The 13,275-nt window shown below is 66.3% G+C and carries 21 protein-coding genes; all 21 read right to left on the bottom strand.

Annotation, left to right across the window (positions count from 1 at the left end):
* Nucleotides 1–9: 9 nt before the first annotated feature.
* The gene (rpsE, locus tag LX16_RS15420) at nucleotides 10–618 is read right to left on the bottom strand and encodes a 30S ribosomal protein S5 (RefSeq protein WP_211354522.1); all 609 of its coding nucleotides are present in this window, start codon (nucleotides 616–618) and stop codon (nucleotides 10–12) included.
* 154 nt (nucleotides 619–772) lie between these two features.
* Nucleotides 773–1,168: a 50S ribosomal protein L18 gene (gene rplR, locus LX16_RS15415; RefSeq protein ID WP_147139445.1), complete on the bottom strand. Its 396-nt coding sequence runs from the start codon at nucleotides 1,166–1,168 to the stop codon at nucleotides 773–775.
* Nucleotides 1,169–1,708, bottom strand: coding sequence for a 50S ribosomal protein L6 (gene rplF, locus LX16_RS15410; RefSeq protein ID WP_147139443.1), 540 nt, complete (start codon nucleotides 1,706–1,708; stop codon nucleotides 1,169–1,171).
* Nucleotides 1,709–1,723: 15 nt separating this feature from the next.
* Complete coding sequence (gene rpsH / locus LX16_RS15405; protein ID WP_147139441.1) at nucleotides 1,724–2,131, bottom strand: 30S ribosomal protein S8; 408 nt, start codon at nucleotides 2,129–2,131, stop codon at nucleotides 1,724–1,726.
* A gap of 174 nt (nucleotides 2,132–2,305) precedes the next feature.
* Complete coding sequence (locus LX16_RS15400) at nucleotides 2,306–2,491, bottom strand: type Z 30S ribosomal protein S14 (RefSeq protein ID WP_147139440.1); 186 nt, start codon at nucleotides 2,489–2,491, stop codon at nucleotides 2,306–2,308.
* A gap of 1 nt (nucleotide 2,492) precedes the next feature.
* Nucleotides 2,493–3,071: a 50S ribosomal protein L5 gene (gene rplE, locus LX16_RS15395; RefSeq protein ID WP_147139437.1), complete on the bottom strand. Its 579-nt coding sequence runs from the start codon at nucleotides 3,069–3,071 to the stop codon at nucleotides 2,493–2,495.
* Nucleotides 3,071–3,385: a 50S ribosomal protein L24 gene (gene rplX, locus LX16_RS15390; RefSeq protein WP_147139435.1), complete on the bottom strand. Its 315-nt coding sequence runs from the start codon at nucleotides 3,383–3,385 to the stop codon at nucleotides 3,071–3,073. Before rplX ends, rplE begins: the two co-directional genes overlap by 1 nt.
* A 3-nt stretch (nucleotides 3,386–3,388) precedes the next feature.
* Nucleotides 3,389–3,757 carry a 50S ribosomal protein L14 gene (gene rplN / locus LX16_RS15385; protein ID WP_147139433.1) on the bottom strand — a complete coding sequence of 123 codons (369 nt, stop codon included), beginning with the start codon at nucleotides 3,755–3,757 and terminating at the stop codon, nucleotides 3,389–3,391.
* Nucleotides 3,758–3,769: 12 nt separating this feature from the next.
* Nucleotides 3,770–4,033: a 30S ribosomal protein S17 gene (gene rpsQ, locus LX16_RS15380; RefSeq protein ID WP_147139431.1), complete on the bottom strand. Its 264-nt coding sequence runs from the start codon at nucleotides 4,031–4,033 to the stop codon at nucleotides 3,770–3,772.
* Nucleotides 4,030–4,263 (bottom strand): 50S ribosomal protein L29, encoded by a 234-nt coding sequence (gene rpmC, locus LX16_RS15375; RefSeq protein WP_147139429.1) that lies wholly within the window; start codon nucleotides 4,261–4,263, stop codon nucleotides 4,030–4,032. The genes rpsQ and rpmC overlap by 4 nt, the downstream gene beginning before the upstream one ends.
* Entirely contained in the window at nucleotides 4,263–4,688 is a 426-nt protein-coding gene (rplP, locus tag LX16_RS15370) for a 50S ribosomal protein L16 (RefSeq protein WP_147139426.1), read from the bottom strand. Before rplP ends, rpmC begins: the two co-directional genes overlap by 1 nt.
* A 5-nt stretch (nucleotides 4,689–4,693) precedes the next feature.
* The gene (gene rpsC / locus LX16_RS15365) at nucleotides 4,694–5,485 is read right to left on the bottom strand and encodes a 30S ribosomal protein S3 (protein WP_147139424.1); all 792 of its coding nucleotides are present in this window, start codon (nucleotides 5,483–5,485) and stop codon (nucleotides 4,694–4,696) included.
* Nucleotides 5,485–5,955, bottom strand: a complete 471-nt coding sequence (rplV, locus tag LX16_RS15360; RefSeq protein WP_147139422.1) for a 50S ribosomal protein L22 — start codon at nucleotides 5,953–5,955, stop codon at nucleotides 5,485–5,487. The genes rpsC and rplV overlap by 1 nt, the downstream gene beginning before the upstream one ends.
* Before the next feature lie 46 nt (nucleotides 5,956–6,001).
* A complete protein-coding gene (rpsS, locus tag LX16_RS15355; protein ID WP_147139420.1) occupies nucleotides 6,002–6,283 on the bottom strand; it encodes a 30S ribosomal protein S19 in 282 nt (93 codons plus the stop codon).
* Nucleotides 6,284–6,288: 5 nt separating this feature from the next.
* Entirely contained in the window at nucleotides 6,289–7,128 is an 840-nt protein-coding gene (gene rplB, locus LX16_RS15350) for a 50S ribosomal protein L2 (protein ID WP_147139418.1), read from the bottom strand.
* A 25-nt stretch (nucleotides 7,129–7,153) separates the two neighbouring features.
* Nucleotides 7,154–7,462, bottom strand: a complete 309-nt coding sequence (gene rplW / locus LX16_RS15345) for a 50S ribosomal protein L23 (RefSeq protein WP_147139417.1) — start codon at nucleotides 7,460–7,462, stop codon at nucleotides 7,154–7,156.
* On the bottom strand, nucleotides 7,459–8,112 hold the full coding sequence (gene rplD, locus LX16_RS15340) for a 50S ribosomal protein L4 (RefSeq protein WP_147139415.1): 654 nt from the start codon (nucleotides 8,110–8,112) through the stop codon (nucleotides 7,459–7,461). The genes rplW and rplD overlap by 4 nt, the downstream gene beginning before the upstream one ends.
* Complete coding sequence (rplC, locus tag LX16_RS15335) at nucleotides 8,109–8,774, bottom strand: 50S ribosomal protein L3 (RefSeq protein WP_147139414.1); 666 nt, start codon at nucleotides 8,772–8,774, stop codon at nucleotides 8,109–8,111. Before rplC ends, rplD begins: the two co-directional genes overlap by 4 nt.
* 12 nt (nucleotides 8,775–8,786) lie before the next feature.
* Nucleotides 8,787–9,095: a 30S ribosomal protein S10 gene (rpsJ, locus tag LX16_RS15330; RefSeq protein ID WP_142041947.1), complete on the bottom strand. Its 309-nt coding sequence runs from the start codon at nucleotides 9,093–9,095 to the stop codon at nucleotides 8,787–8,789.
* Between the two features lie 426 nt (nucleotides 9,096–9,521).
* Complete coding sequence (gene tuf, locus LX16_RS15325) at nucleotides 9,522–10,715, bottom strand: elongation factor Tu (RefSeq protein ID WP_147139412.1); 1,194 nt, start codon at nucleotides 10,713–10,715, stop codon at nucleotides 9,522–9,524.
* 282 nt (nucleotides 10,716–10,997) lie between these two features.
* Nucleotides 10,998–13,097: an elongation factor G gene (gene fusA / locus LX16_RS15320; RefSeq protein WP_147139410.1), complete on the bottom strand. Its 2,100-nt coding sequence runs from the start codon at nucleotides 13,095–13,097 to the stop codon at nucleotides 10,998–11,000.
* Nucleotides 13,098–13,275: the final 178 nt, after the last annotated feature.

Genomic DNA, 13,275 nt, shown 5'->3' with positions numbered 1-13,275 from the left:
TCACCCTCCTCAAACCCCGACGCCGGCACGCGCGCGCAGCATGGCGGCGGGTGCGACGTCCTCGACGGGCAGACCGCGGCGGGCCGCGACCTGTTCGGGGGATTCCAACGACTTCAGCGCCGCCACCGTGGCGTGCACGATGTTGATCGCGTTGTCGGAGCCGAGGCTCTTGCTCAGCACGTCGTGGATGCCGGCGCACTCCAGCACGGCGCGCACCGAGCCACCGGCGATGACACCGGTACCGGCGCTGGCCGGCTTGAGCAGCACGACACCGGCGGCGTCCTCACCGATCACCGGGTGCGGGATGGTGGCCGCGATACGCGGCACCGTGAAGAAGCTCTTCTTGGCCTCCTCGACACCCTTGGCGATGGCGGCGGGAACCTCTTTGGCCTTGCCGTAACCCACACCGACCTGGCCGTTGCCGTCGCCCACCACGACCAGCGCGGTGAAGCTGAACCGGCGACCACCCTTGACGACCTTCGCCACCCGGTTGATCGAGACGACCCGCTCGATGTGCGGGGTCTTCTCGGCGGCGTCTTTTCCGCGACCTCCGTCGCGGCGATCCCGGCGACGGCCCTCGCCGCCACCCGAACCGCTCTGGCGCTTCTCAGCTGCCATCAGGCGCATACCTCTCTCTATGTCGGCTATAACGCCGGAGCCGGATCAGCGAATGATCCGTCTCCGACTCGCGTCCCCGCCGACGACCTCCGATGGGAGGCCGTCCGGCGAGGGATTGTGGCGAAGGCGCGCTCCACCACGACGGGCGTGCGCCCTAGAAACGCAGACCGCCTTCACGGGCCGCGTCGGCGAGTGCCGCGATCCGGCCGTGGTAGGCGTTGCCGCCCCGGTCGAACACGACGGTCTCGACACCGGCAGCCCTGGCGCGCTCGGCGAGCAGGGTGCCGACCTTGGCGGCGGCGGCCTTCTTGTCGCCCTCTCCACCACGGATCGTCTCGTCCATGGTCGAGGCCGAGGCCAGCGTGTGGCCCTTGCCGTCGTCCACGATCTGCGCGACGATGTGCTTGAGGGAGCGGGTGACCACCAGGCGGGGCCGCTCGGCGGTCCCGACCAGGCTCTTGCGGACCCGGAAGTGGCGCCGCCCGCGGGCGACCCGGCGGGTCTCGCTGGCGTTCGCGGACTTGCGGCGCTTGGCAAGCGTGGCGGACATTTACTTACCTGCCTTCCCCGCCTTGCGACGGATGTGCTCGCCCACGTACTTGACGCCCTTGCCCTTGTAGGGTTCCGGCGGGCGAATCTTGCGGATGTTCGCGGCGACCTCACCGACGACCTGCTTGTCGATTCCCTCGACGTGGAACAGGGTCGGCTTCTCCACCGAGAACTTGATCCCCTGCGGCGGGTTCACCACGACCGGGTGGGAGAACCCGAGCGCGAACTCGAGGCTCTCGCCCTTCAACTGGACACGGTAACCGGTCCCGTTGATCTCCAGGCTCTTCTTGTAGCCCTCGGAGACGCCCACCACCATGTTCGCCACCAGCGAGCGGCACAGGCCGTGCATGGCACGGGCACGCCGGTCGTCGTTGGGACGGGCGAGCTGCAGCGAGCCGTCGTCGTTCTTGCTGATCGTGATGGGGTCGACGAGGGTCCGGGACAGTTCGCCCTTGGGGCCCTTCACCTTCACGTCCGCGCCGGTGATCGTGACTTCGACACCAGCGGGGACTTCGATGCTCTTACGTCCGATGCGGGACATGCTGTTGTTCCTCCCTTACCAGACGTAGGCGAGGACTTCCCCACCCACTCCGCGCTTACGGGCCTGCCGGTCGGTCAGCAGGCCATGGGACGTGGAAACGATGGCCACACCCAGGCCACCGAGCACGCGAGGCAGCTCGGACGACTTGGCGTAGACCCGCAGACCGGGCTTGGACACCCGGCGGATGCCGGCCAGGCTGCGCTGCCGGTTCTCACCGAACTTCAGGTCGAGGACCAACTTCTTGCCGACCTCGCCTTCGGCGGGTTCGACGGTGCGCCAGTCGGCGAGGTAACCCTCCTGCTTCAAAACCTCGGCGATGTTCGCCTTCAGCTTCGAGTGCGGCATCTCGACGACATCGTGGAATGCCCGGTTGGCGTTGCGCAACCGTGTCAGCATGTCCGCGATCGGGTCAGTCATTGTCATTGCGTGTTACAACCCTTCTCACCCCGGTTCCCCGCGCGACGCGGGGCCTGTGGCGAATGGATATGGAAATGTGGTGTGAGAACCCGAAGGTCCTCACGAGCGAAGCCGTGCCCCGGGAGAACTCCGCCGAACCCGCCCTCACGGACGGGGCCGGACGTCGCATCCTCGTGGGATCTACCAGGAGGCCTTGGTGACACCGGGCAGTTCGCCGCGGTGGGCCATCTCCCGGATGCACACCCGGCACAGCCCGAACTTGCGGTAGACGGCCTTCGGCCGGCCGCACCTCTGGCAGCGGGTGTAGGCACGCGAGGAGAACTTCGGCTTCTGCTGAGCCTTGTGGATCAGTGCTTTCTTGGCCATCTCAGTTGTTCTCCGCAGTCTTGAACGGGAAGCCGAGCAGTTTCAGCAGCGCGCGGCCTTCGTCATTGGTCTTGGCGGACGTCACGACTGTGATGTCCATGCCGCGGACGCGATCGATCTTGTCCTGGTCGATCTCGTGGAACACCGACTGCTCGGTCAGACCGAACGTGTAGTTGCCGGCACCGTCGAACTGCTTGTCGGACAGACCGCGGAAGTCGCGGATACGCGGCAGCGCGATCGACAGCAGCCGGTCCAGGAACTCCCACATCCGGTCGCCGCGCAGGGTCACCTTCGCACCGATCGGCATGCCCTCGCGCAGCTTGAACTGCGCGATCGACTTCGTGGCCCGACGCATCTGCGGCTTCTGGCCGGTGATGGTGGCCAGGTCCGTCAGAGCGCCGTTGATCAGCTTCGAGTCACGCGCCGCGTCGCCGACACCCATGTTCACCACGATCTTGGTGACACCCGGGATCTGCATCGGGTTCGCGTAACCGAACTGCTCCTTCATCGCCGGAGCGATCTCGTTCCGGTAGCGCTCCTTGAGGCGGGGCACCACCTTGGTCTCTGTCGCGGTCGTCATCACAGGTCCTTACCGGTACGCCGGGAGATGCGCACCTTACGGCCGTCTTCGTCACGCCGGTAACCGACCCGGGTGGGCTGGTTGTCGGCGTCGAGCACCATGACGTTCGAGACGTGGATCGGCGCCTCCTGGGTGACGATCCCGCCGGTCTTCGAACCGCGGTTGCTCTGACCGATCTTGGTGTGCTTGGTGATCCGGTTGACGCCCTCGACCAGGACCCGGTTCCGCTCGGGGTAGGTCTCGATGACCTTGCCCTCGGAACCCCTGTCCTTGCCCGCGACGACCCGAACCCGGTCGTTCTTCTTGATCTTCATCGCCTACAACACCTCCGGCGCAAGGGAGATGATCTTCATGTACCTCTTGTCCCGCAGTTCGCGGCCGACCGGCCCGAAGATGCGGGTACCACGGGGCTCGCCGTCGTCGCGGATCAGCACCGCGGCGTTCTCGTCGAACCGGATGTAGGAACCGTCGGGACGACGGCGCTCCTTCTTCGTCCGGACGACGACGGCCTTGACCACGTCGCCCTTCTTGACGTTCGCACCGGGGATGGCGTCCTTGACGGTCCCCACGAACACGTCACCGATGCCCGCGTACCGGCGGCCGGAACCACCGAGCACCCGGATACACAGCACTTCCCGGGCGCCGGTGTTGTCGGCGACCCGCAGTCGCGACTCCTGCTGAATCACGTCGGGATCTCCTTACTTGGCCTTTTCGAGGATCTCGACGATCCGCCAGCGCTTCGTCGCCGACAGGGGTCGGGTCTCCATGATCTGCACCCGGTCACCGATGCCGCATTCGTTGCCCTCATCGTGTGCCTTGTACTTCTTGGTCCGGCGCATGACCTTGCCGTAGAGCGGGTGCTTGACCCGGTCTTCGACCTCGACCACGGCGGTCTTGTCCATCTTGTCGCTGACCACCAGGCCCTCACGGACCTTACGGGCAGTAGTGCGCTGTTCACTCATGAGGCTACCTCCGTCGGCGCGTTGGACAGACCCAGCTCGCGCTCACGCATGATCGTGTAGATCCTGGCGATGTCCCGGCGGACGATCTGCAACCGCCGGTTGTTGTCGAGCTGTCCAGTGGCCGACTGCACCCGCAGGTTGAACAGTTCTTCCTTGCATTCCCGAAGGCGCGTGCGCAGTTCCTCGTCGGAGAGTTCGCGCAGCTCGACGGATTCGATACCCGCGGCCATCAGACCTCACCCGCTTCACGTGTCACGATGCGGCACTTCATGGGGAGCTTGTGGATCGCGCGTCGCATCGCTTCGCGCGCGACCTGCTCGTTGGGGAACGACAGTTCGAACATCACCCGTCCGGGCTTGACGTTCGCGACCCACCATTCCGGCGAACCCTTACCGGAACCCATGCGGGTCTCGGCGGGCTTCTTCGTCAGAGCCTGGTCGGGGAAGATGTTGATCCACACCTTGCCGCCACGCTTGATGTGCCGGGTCATGGCGATACGGGCCGACTCGATCTGCCGGTTCGTGACGTAGGCAGGCTCAAGCGCCTGAATACCGAACTCGCCGAACGTGACGCGAGTGCCGCCCTTGGCCATACCACTCCGCTTCGGGTGGTGCGGCTTGCGGAAGCCCTTCGGAGGCTTACGTGGCATAAGCATCTTGCTCAGCCCTCCTGACCAGTGTTCTGCGCTGAGGCACCGCCACCGGCGGCACGCCCTGCTTCGGTTCCGGTGCCGGTGGTGCCGGAGGCACCCGACCGCACCCGGCCGCGGCGCTCGCCCCGGCCGCCCTCACGGCGACGCTGGACGTTCTCCTGCGGCTGGCTCGACGCCTTGCCCTCGTCGCGGTAGATCCACACCTTCACACCGATGCGGCCGAACGACGTACGGGCCTCGAACAGCCCGAAGTCGATGTTGGCCCGCAGGGTGTGCAGGGGGACCTGCCCCTCCAGGTAGAACTCCGAGCGGGACATCTCGGCGCCGCCGAGACGACCGCTGCACGCCACCTTGATGCCCTTGACCGTCGGGTTGCGCATCGCCGACTGGATCGACTTGCGCATCGCGCGACGGAAGTTGACACGGCTGGCGAGCTGCTCGGCGATGCCCTGAGCCACCAGCTGCGCGTTCGACTCGGGGTTCTTGACCTCGATGATGTTGAACTGCACCTGCTTGCCGGTGAGCTTCTCCAGCTTGCCGCGCAGCCGCTCGGCCTCGGCGCCCTTGCGGCCGATCACGATGCCCGGGCGGGCGGTGTGGATGTCGACGCGGACCCGGTCACGGGTGCGCTCGATGTCGACCTCGGCGATGCCGGCGCGCTCCATGCCCTGCGACATGAGCTTGCGGATCTTGACGTCCTCACCGACGTACTCGGCGTAGTTCTTGTCGGCGTACCAGCGAGACGTCCAGTCCGCGCTAATGCCGAGCCGGTACCCGTGAGGGTGGATTTTCTGACCCATTACTCGGTCTCCTTCTCGGCGGTCTCGCTGCCGGTGCTGGCCCGGTCGGCCTCGGCCGGCTTGGCCGGGCGGCGCTTGGGCCGCCGGATGGTCGTGGGCTTGTCCGCAGCCTGCACGCTCTCCAGCACCACGGTGATGTGGCTGGTGCGCTTGCGGATGCGGTACGCACGGCCGTGAGCGCGGGGCCGGTAACGCTTCATGGTCGGGCCCTCGTCGACGTACGCCTCCGAGATCAGCAACGAATCGGGGTCGAGCCGCTCGTTGTTCTCCGCGTTGGCGATAGCCGAGGCGACCACCTTGTACACCGGTTCGCTGGCCGCCTGCGGGGCGAACTGGAGCACCGTCAACGCCTCGTTCGCGGGCAGGCCACGAACCAGGTTGACGACGCGACGCGCCTTCATCGGCGACACGCGGACATACCGCGCCACCGCGCGCGCACCCGGGGCCGCTGTGGCCTGGTTGCTTGCCATCGTGTGTCCTATCTGGGATCATCCCCGCGGCTGCGGGGAGCGCGGCTTAACGCCGGCGGCTCTTACGGTCGTCCTTGTCATGGCTGCGGAAGGTGCGGGTGAGCGCGAACTCGCCCAGCTTGTGCCCCACCATCGAGTCCGAGATGAAGACCGGGACGTGCTTACGGCCGTCGTGGACCGCGATCGTCAGGTCGATCATGTCCGGAGTGATGGTCGAACGCCGAGACCAGGTCTTGATGACGTTCCGGCTCTTCGTCTCCTTGGCCTTGTCCACCTTCTTCTGGAGGTGGTCGTCGACGAAGGGACCCTTCTTCAAACTGCGTGGCATGTCGATTAACTCCGCTTCCGGTTCGCGTAACGGCGCCGGACGATCAGCCGGTCGCTGGCCTTGCCCTTGGTCCGGGTCCGGCCCTCCGGCTTACCCTGCGGGTTCACCGGGTGACGTCCACCGGAGGTCTTGCCCTCACCACCACCGTGCGGGTGGTCGACAGGGTTCATGACCACACCGCGGACGGTGGGACGACGTCCCTTCCAGCGCATACGGCCGGCCTTGCCCCAGTTGATGTTGGACTGCTCGGCGTTGCCGACCTCTCCGACCGTGGCGCGGCACCGCACGTCGACCAGCCGGATCTCGCCCGAGGGCATCCGGAGGTGCGCGTGCTGGCCTTCACGGGCCAGCAGCTGGATGCCGGAACCGGCCGAACGGGCCAGCTTGGCGCCGCCGCCGGGACGGAGCTCCACCGCGTGGATGATCGTGCCCACCGGGATGTTGCGCAGCGGCAACGCGTTGCCCGGCTTGATGTCGGCGCGGGGACCGTTCTCGATCGTCGCACCCTGCTTGAGGTCCTTCGGACACAGGATGTACCGCTTCTCGCCGTCCGCGTAGTGCAGTAGCGCGATGCGCGACGTCCGGTTCGGGTCGTACTCGATGTGCGCGACCTTGGCGGGGATGCCGTCCTTGTCGTGCCGCCGGAAGTCGATCACCCGGTAGGCGCGCTTGTGGCCCCCACCGCGGTGCCGGATGGTGATCTTGCCGCCGGCGTTACGGCCGCCCGTCTTGCTCAGCGGACGCAGCAGCGACTTCTCCGGCGTGTCACGGGTGACCTCGACGAAGTCGGCGACGCTGGAGCCGCGACGACCGGGGGTCGTCGGCTTGTATTTGCGAATGCCCATTTGTTCCTACTCCCGTCTCAGGCCGCTACGCGACCGAGCCGCCGAATATCTCGCTCAACCTGGACGCATCGCCGTCCACCGTCACGATCGCGTGTTTGACGTCCTTGCGCTTGCCCCAGCCCTGGCGGGTGCGGCGGCGCTTGCCCTCCCGGTTCAGCGTGTTGACGCCCGCCACCTTGACCCCGAAGATCTGCTGGACAGCGATCTTGATGTGGGTCTTGTTGGCGTCCGGGTGGACCTCGAATGTGAATTTGTTCAGTTCCAGAAGGCCGTAGCTCTTCTCGGAGATGACCGGCTTGATGATCACATCGCGCGGGTCGGCGACGGTGGTCACTTGTCCGCCTCCTCGGTCTCGGTCGCCTTGCCGCCCACGAAGGCGTCGAAGGCCGGCTTGGTGAACACCACCGCGTCGTTGACCAGCACGTCGTACGTGTTGAGCTGGTCGGCGTGCAGCAGGTGGACGCTCTGCTCGTTACGCAGGCTCAACCAGGTCCGCTCGTCCTCGCGGTCGACGACCACCAGGACCCGCTTGACGTCGGTGACGTTGCGCAGTCCGGTCAGGGCGGCCTTCGTCTTGGGCGTGTCGCCCTCCAGCAGCTCCGTCACCACGAACACGCGCTCGTTGGCGGCCCGGTCGGACAGCGCGCTGCGCAGCGCGGCGGCCTTCATCTTCTTGGGGGTCCGCTGGCTGTAGTCGCGCGGCACGGGGCCGTGCACGACTCCACCACCGGCGAACTGCGGCGCCCGGGTGGAACCCTGACGCGCCCGGCCGGTGCCCTTCTGGCGGTACGGCTTCTTGCCGCCGCCGGCCACCTCACCGCGGGTCTTCGCCGAGTGCGTGCCCTGACGGGCGGCGGCCAGCTGAGCGGTGACCACCTGGTGCATCAACGGGATGTTGACCTCCCGCGCGAAGATCTCGTCGGGGAGCGTGACGGTGCCGGACTCCTTGCCGGCCGCGTCGGTCACGGTCAGTTCTGTGGTCACTTGGCACCATCCTGAGCAACGGCCGCCTTGGACGCGCCGCGCACCAGCACCAGACCACCGGTCGGGCCGGGCAGCGCACCCTTGATGAGCAGCAGGTTGTTGTCCGCGTCGATAGCGTGGATCTTCAGGTTCTGCACGGTGTGGCGCACGCCGCCCATGCGGCCGGCCATCCGGAGGCCCTTGAAGACACGGCCGGGAGTCGCGCAACCGCCGATGGACCCGGGTGAGCGGTGCTTGCGCTGCACGCCGTGACCGGCGCCCAGGCCGGAGAAGCCGTGACGCTTCATGACACCGGCGTAGCCCTTGCCCTTGGTCTTGCCGGTGACGTCCACCAGCGCGTCGACCTCGAAGCGGTCCACGGTGACCTCGTCGCCCGGGGTGTAGTCCGAGGCGTCGGAGGTGCGCAGTTCGACGACGTGACGACGCGGCGCCACACCGGCCTTGGAGAAGTGACCGCTCTTGGGCTGGTTCACCTTGCGCGGGTCGATCTGACCGAACGCCAGCTGCACCGCGGAGTAGCCGTCGGTGTCAGCGGTACGGACCTGCGTCACGACGCACGGCCCGGCCTGCACCACGGTCACCGGGACGACACGGTTGTTCTCGTCCCAGACCTGGGTCATCCCGAGTTTGGTACCCAGGATCCCGTTGACTTGCCTGTCCATTTGATGGAATCCCTACAGCTTGATCTCGATGTCGACACCCGCCGGCAGGTCGAGCCGCATGAGCGAGTCCACCGTCTTGGGGGTCGGGTCGAGGATGTCGATCAGACGCTTGTGCGTGCGCATCTCGAAGTGCTCGCGTGAGTCCTTGTACTTGTGCGGCGACCGGATCACGCAGAAACGATTGAGTTCTGTCGGAAGCGGCACCGGGCCGGCGATGTTGGCGCCGGTACGGGTGACCGTCTCGACGATCTTGCGGGCCGAGGAGTCCACGACCTCGTGGTCGTACGCCTTGAGCCGAATGCGGATCTTCTGTCCCGCCATGTTCCTTCTACTCTCATCCCACTGATTTGCCGGGCCGGAACGCCCGATAAGCCGTGCTCACCGAGGCTTGCGTCCGTGCCCCGCGCTCGGGCGTGTCGCGATCATCGGCCAGTCTGGTCCCACGGTCTCCGTGAGGCGATCGCTGGTCCCCACCGAACGTGGGGCCATACTGCTCCCCACGTGTGCGTGAGGTATGGCCGGTTTCGCCGGATTGCCCGCCCCGCGTCGATCGAACGACACAGGCCGGGCGCGGGTGAGGGGCGGCCCGGATCACCCGATTCCGGGCAATCGGAGACCGACCCTCACGTACGCAACCTGTTCATTATGCCGTACCCGTGACCCCACACCAAGCGGGGGGTGCGGCTATGACGTCGGTTACCGCGAAGATGCCGGCGGCGGGAGAACCCGCCACCGGCATCGGCCGTACTACTTGATGATCTTCGTGACCCGGCCGGAGCCGACGGTGCGGCCACCCTCACGGATCGCGAACAGCAGGCCCTCTTCCATGGCGATGGGCTGGATCAGCTCCACCTTCATGGAGGTGCTGTCGCCCGGCATGACCATCTCGGTGCCCTCGGGGAGGGTCACGACGCCGGTCACGTCGGTGGTGCGGAAGTAGAACTGCGGACGGTAGTTGTTGAAGAACGGCGTGTGCCGTCCACCCTCGTCCTTGGACAGGACGTAGACCTGGCCCTCGAACTCGGTGTGCGGGGTCGTGGTGCCCGGCTTGATGACGACCATGCCGCGCTCGACCTCTTCGCGCTTGATACCGCGAAGCAGCAGACCGACGTTCTCACCCGCACGCGCGTCGTCCAGGGTCTTCCGGAACATCTCGATCGCGGTGACCTTGGTGCTGATCGGCTTCTCCTTGATGCCGATGATGTCGACATCCTCGTTCGGGAGCAGCACGCCGCGCTCGACACGACCGGTGACCACGGTTCCACGACCGGTGATCGTGAAGACGTCCTCCACCGGCATCAGGAACGGCTTGTCGGTGGCACGCTCCGGCTCCGGAATGTGCTCGTCGACGGCCGCCATCAGCTCGGCCACGGCGTTGCCCCACTTCTCGTCGCCCTCCAGGGCCTTGAGAGCGGACACCTTGACCACCGGCAGGTCGTCACCGGGGAACTCGTTGTCGCTGAGGAGCTCACGCACCTCCATCTCGACGAGTTCCATGATCTCCTCGTCGTCCACCATGTCGGCCTTGTTCAGCGCGACGATGATGTACGGCACGCCGACCTGGCGGGCCAGCAGCACGTGCTCGCGGGTCTGCGGCATCGGGCCGTCGGTGGCCGACACGACCAGGATCGCGCCGTCCATCTGGGCGGCACCGGTGATCATGTTCTTGATGTAGTCGGCGTGACCCGGGCAGTCGACGTGCGCGTAGTGACGCGAGTCGGTCTGGTACTCGACGTGCGAGATCGAGATCGTGATACCGCGCTGCTTCTCCTCAGGCGCGTTGTCGATCTCGTCGAACGGCGTGTACGGGTTCAGGTCCGGGAACTTGTCGTGCAGAACTTTCGTGATGGCCGCCGTCAGCGTCGTCTTCCCGTGGTCGATGTGACCGATGGTTCCGATGTTGACGTGCGGCTTAGTCCGCTCGAACTTCGCCTTCGCCACTGTCTCGTCCTCCTGTGGACTTGGTTCGTACGTCGATTTCCTAGGTACAGACCCTTACGCGGACGGTCCGCGCAGGGGCTGCGGGTTGTGCCGTTCGATTCGCTCAGGGGGTTCGCTTCGCCGCGGACCCCGCCGCCGTGAGAGCGGCGGAGCGCGACATCCGCTTACCCGACCATCACGAAGACCATCGGCTAGTCACTCGCCCGTGGCCTTCGCGACCGCCTGACGGCGGCCGCGCTGCAATGCTCCGCTTCCGGATCATCGCGAAGGCCCCAGGCTCGCTTACTCGCCTGTCGCCTTCGCGATGATCTCCTTCGCCACGTTCGCGGGAACTTCCGCGTACGAGTCGAACTGCATGGAGTAGCTCGCCCGGCCCTGGGTCTTCGACCGCAGGTCGCCGACGTAGCCGAACATCTCACTCAACGGGACCAGTGCCTTGACGGTACGCGCGGTTCCCCGCTCGCCCATCTCCTGCACCAGACCACGACGAGAGTTGATATCGCCGATGACATCACCCATGGAGTCCTCCGGGGTGGTGACCTCGACGGCCATCATCGGTTCCAGGAGCGTCGGGCCGGCACGCTTCGCGGCCTCCTTCAGCACCATGGAACCGGCGATCTTGAAGGCCATCTCCGAGGAGTCGACCTCGTGGTACTGACCGTCAGCGAGTTCCAGCTTCACACCGACCAGCGGGTAGCCGGCCAGTACGCCGTACTGCATCGAGTCCTGCGCGCCCGCGTCGACCGAGGGGATGTACTCCTTCGGGATGCGGCCACCGGTGACCATGTTGACGAACTCGTAGGTCGGGTTCTCCGCGCCCATCGGGATGGGCTCGATGTTGACGATGACCCGCGCGAACTGACCGGAACCACCGGTCTGCTTCTTGTGCAGGTACTCGACCTTCTCGACGCGCTTGGTGATCGACTCACGGTACGACACCTGCGGCTTGCCGATGTTCGCCTCGACGTTGAACTCGCGGCGCATGCGGTCCACCAGGATGTCCAGGTGCAGCTCGCCCATGCCGGAGATCACCGTCTGGCCGGTGTCCTCGTCGGTGTGGACCCGGAAGGTCGGGTCCTCCTCGGCCAGCCGCTGGATCGCGGTCGACAGCTTGTCCTGGTCGGCCTTCGACTTCGGCTCGATCGCCATGTCGATGACCGGCTCCGGGAAGACCATCGACTCCAGGATCACCGGCTTGGCCGGGTCGCAGAGGGTGTCACCGGTGGTGGTCTGCTTCAGGCCCTGGATCGCGATGATGTCGCCGGCCTCGGCGAAGTCGCGCTCCTCACGCTTGTTGGCGTGCATCTGGTAGATCTTGCCGATGCGCTCCTTGCGGTCCTTCGTCGAGTTCACCACCTGGGTGCCCGACTCGACCCGGCCGGAGTAGACCCGGGCGTAGGTCAGCTTGCCCAGGTGCTTGTCGGTCTGGATCTTGAAGGCCAGCGCGCTGAACGGCTCGGCGACGTCCGGCTTGCGCTCGTCGGGGGTCTCGCCGTCCATCTTGGTTCCCTGGATCGGCGGGATGTCCAGCGGCGAGGGCAGGTAGTCGACGACCGCGTCCAGCAGCGGCTGCACGCCCTTGTTCTTGAAGGAGGTGCCGCACACGACCGGGTTGATCGAGTTGTCGATGGTGCCCTTACGGATCGCGGCCTTGATCTCCGCGACCGTCAGCTCCTCGCCCTCCAGGTACCGCTCGGCGAGCGCGTCGTCGATGTCCGCCAGGGTCTCCAGCAGCTTCTCGCGGTACTCGGCGGCCTGGTCGGCCAGGTCGGCGGGGATCTCCTCGGTGGAGTAGTCCTCACCCAGCGCCGTCTCACCGCGCCACACCTTGGCGTTCATCTCCACCAGGTCCACGATTCCGATGAAGTCGGACTCGTTGCCGATGGGCAGCTGCAGCACGGCGACGTTGGCGCCGAGCCGCTCCACCATCATGTCGACACAGCGGAAGAAGTTCGCACCGGTGCGGTCGAGCTTGTTGACGTAGCACATCCGGGGCACGCGGTACTTGTCCGCCTGGCGCCAGACGTTCTCGGTCTGGGGTTCGACGCCCGCGACACCGTCGTAAACCGCGACGGAACCGTCGAGCACTCGCAGCGACCGCTCCACCTCGACGGTGAAGTCGACGTGTCCGGGCGTGTCGATGATCTGGATCGTGTGGTCGTTCCACTCACACTTGGTGGCGGCGGAGGTGATGGTGATACCACGCTCCTGCTCCTGCTCCATCCAGTCCATCGTGGCGGCGCCGTCGTGGACCTCACCGATCTTGTAGGTGATGCCGGTGTAGAACAGGATGCGCTCGGTGGTGGTCGTCTTACCGGCATCGATGTGCGCCATGATGCCGATGTTGCGAAGCCTCTCCAGGGCGGCGTTGGCCTTAGCCACTGTCTTTTCCTGATTCTCTAGTCGTTTGACTGGCCCGCACCAGGTGCGGACGTGTGCGATTTCGCGGTCCTCCACCGGCCGACTCGTCGTCCACCAGTGAGGAACCACCGACCCCTACCAAGCGCGGCGGGAACCGCTGTGCGAGCGATCCGCTCCGGGCCGCCGGTCGGAGTCCGAC

The sequence above is a fragment of the Stackebrandtia albiflava genome, from assembly GCF_007994225.1.
Classification (GTDB): domain Bacteria; phylum Actinomycetota; class Actinomycetes; order Mycobacteriales; family Micromonosporaceae; genus Stackebrandtia; species Stackebrandtia albiflava.
This window is presented reverse-complemented; position numbering and strand designations above follow the sequence as displayed.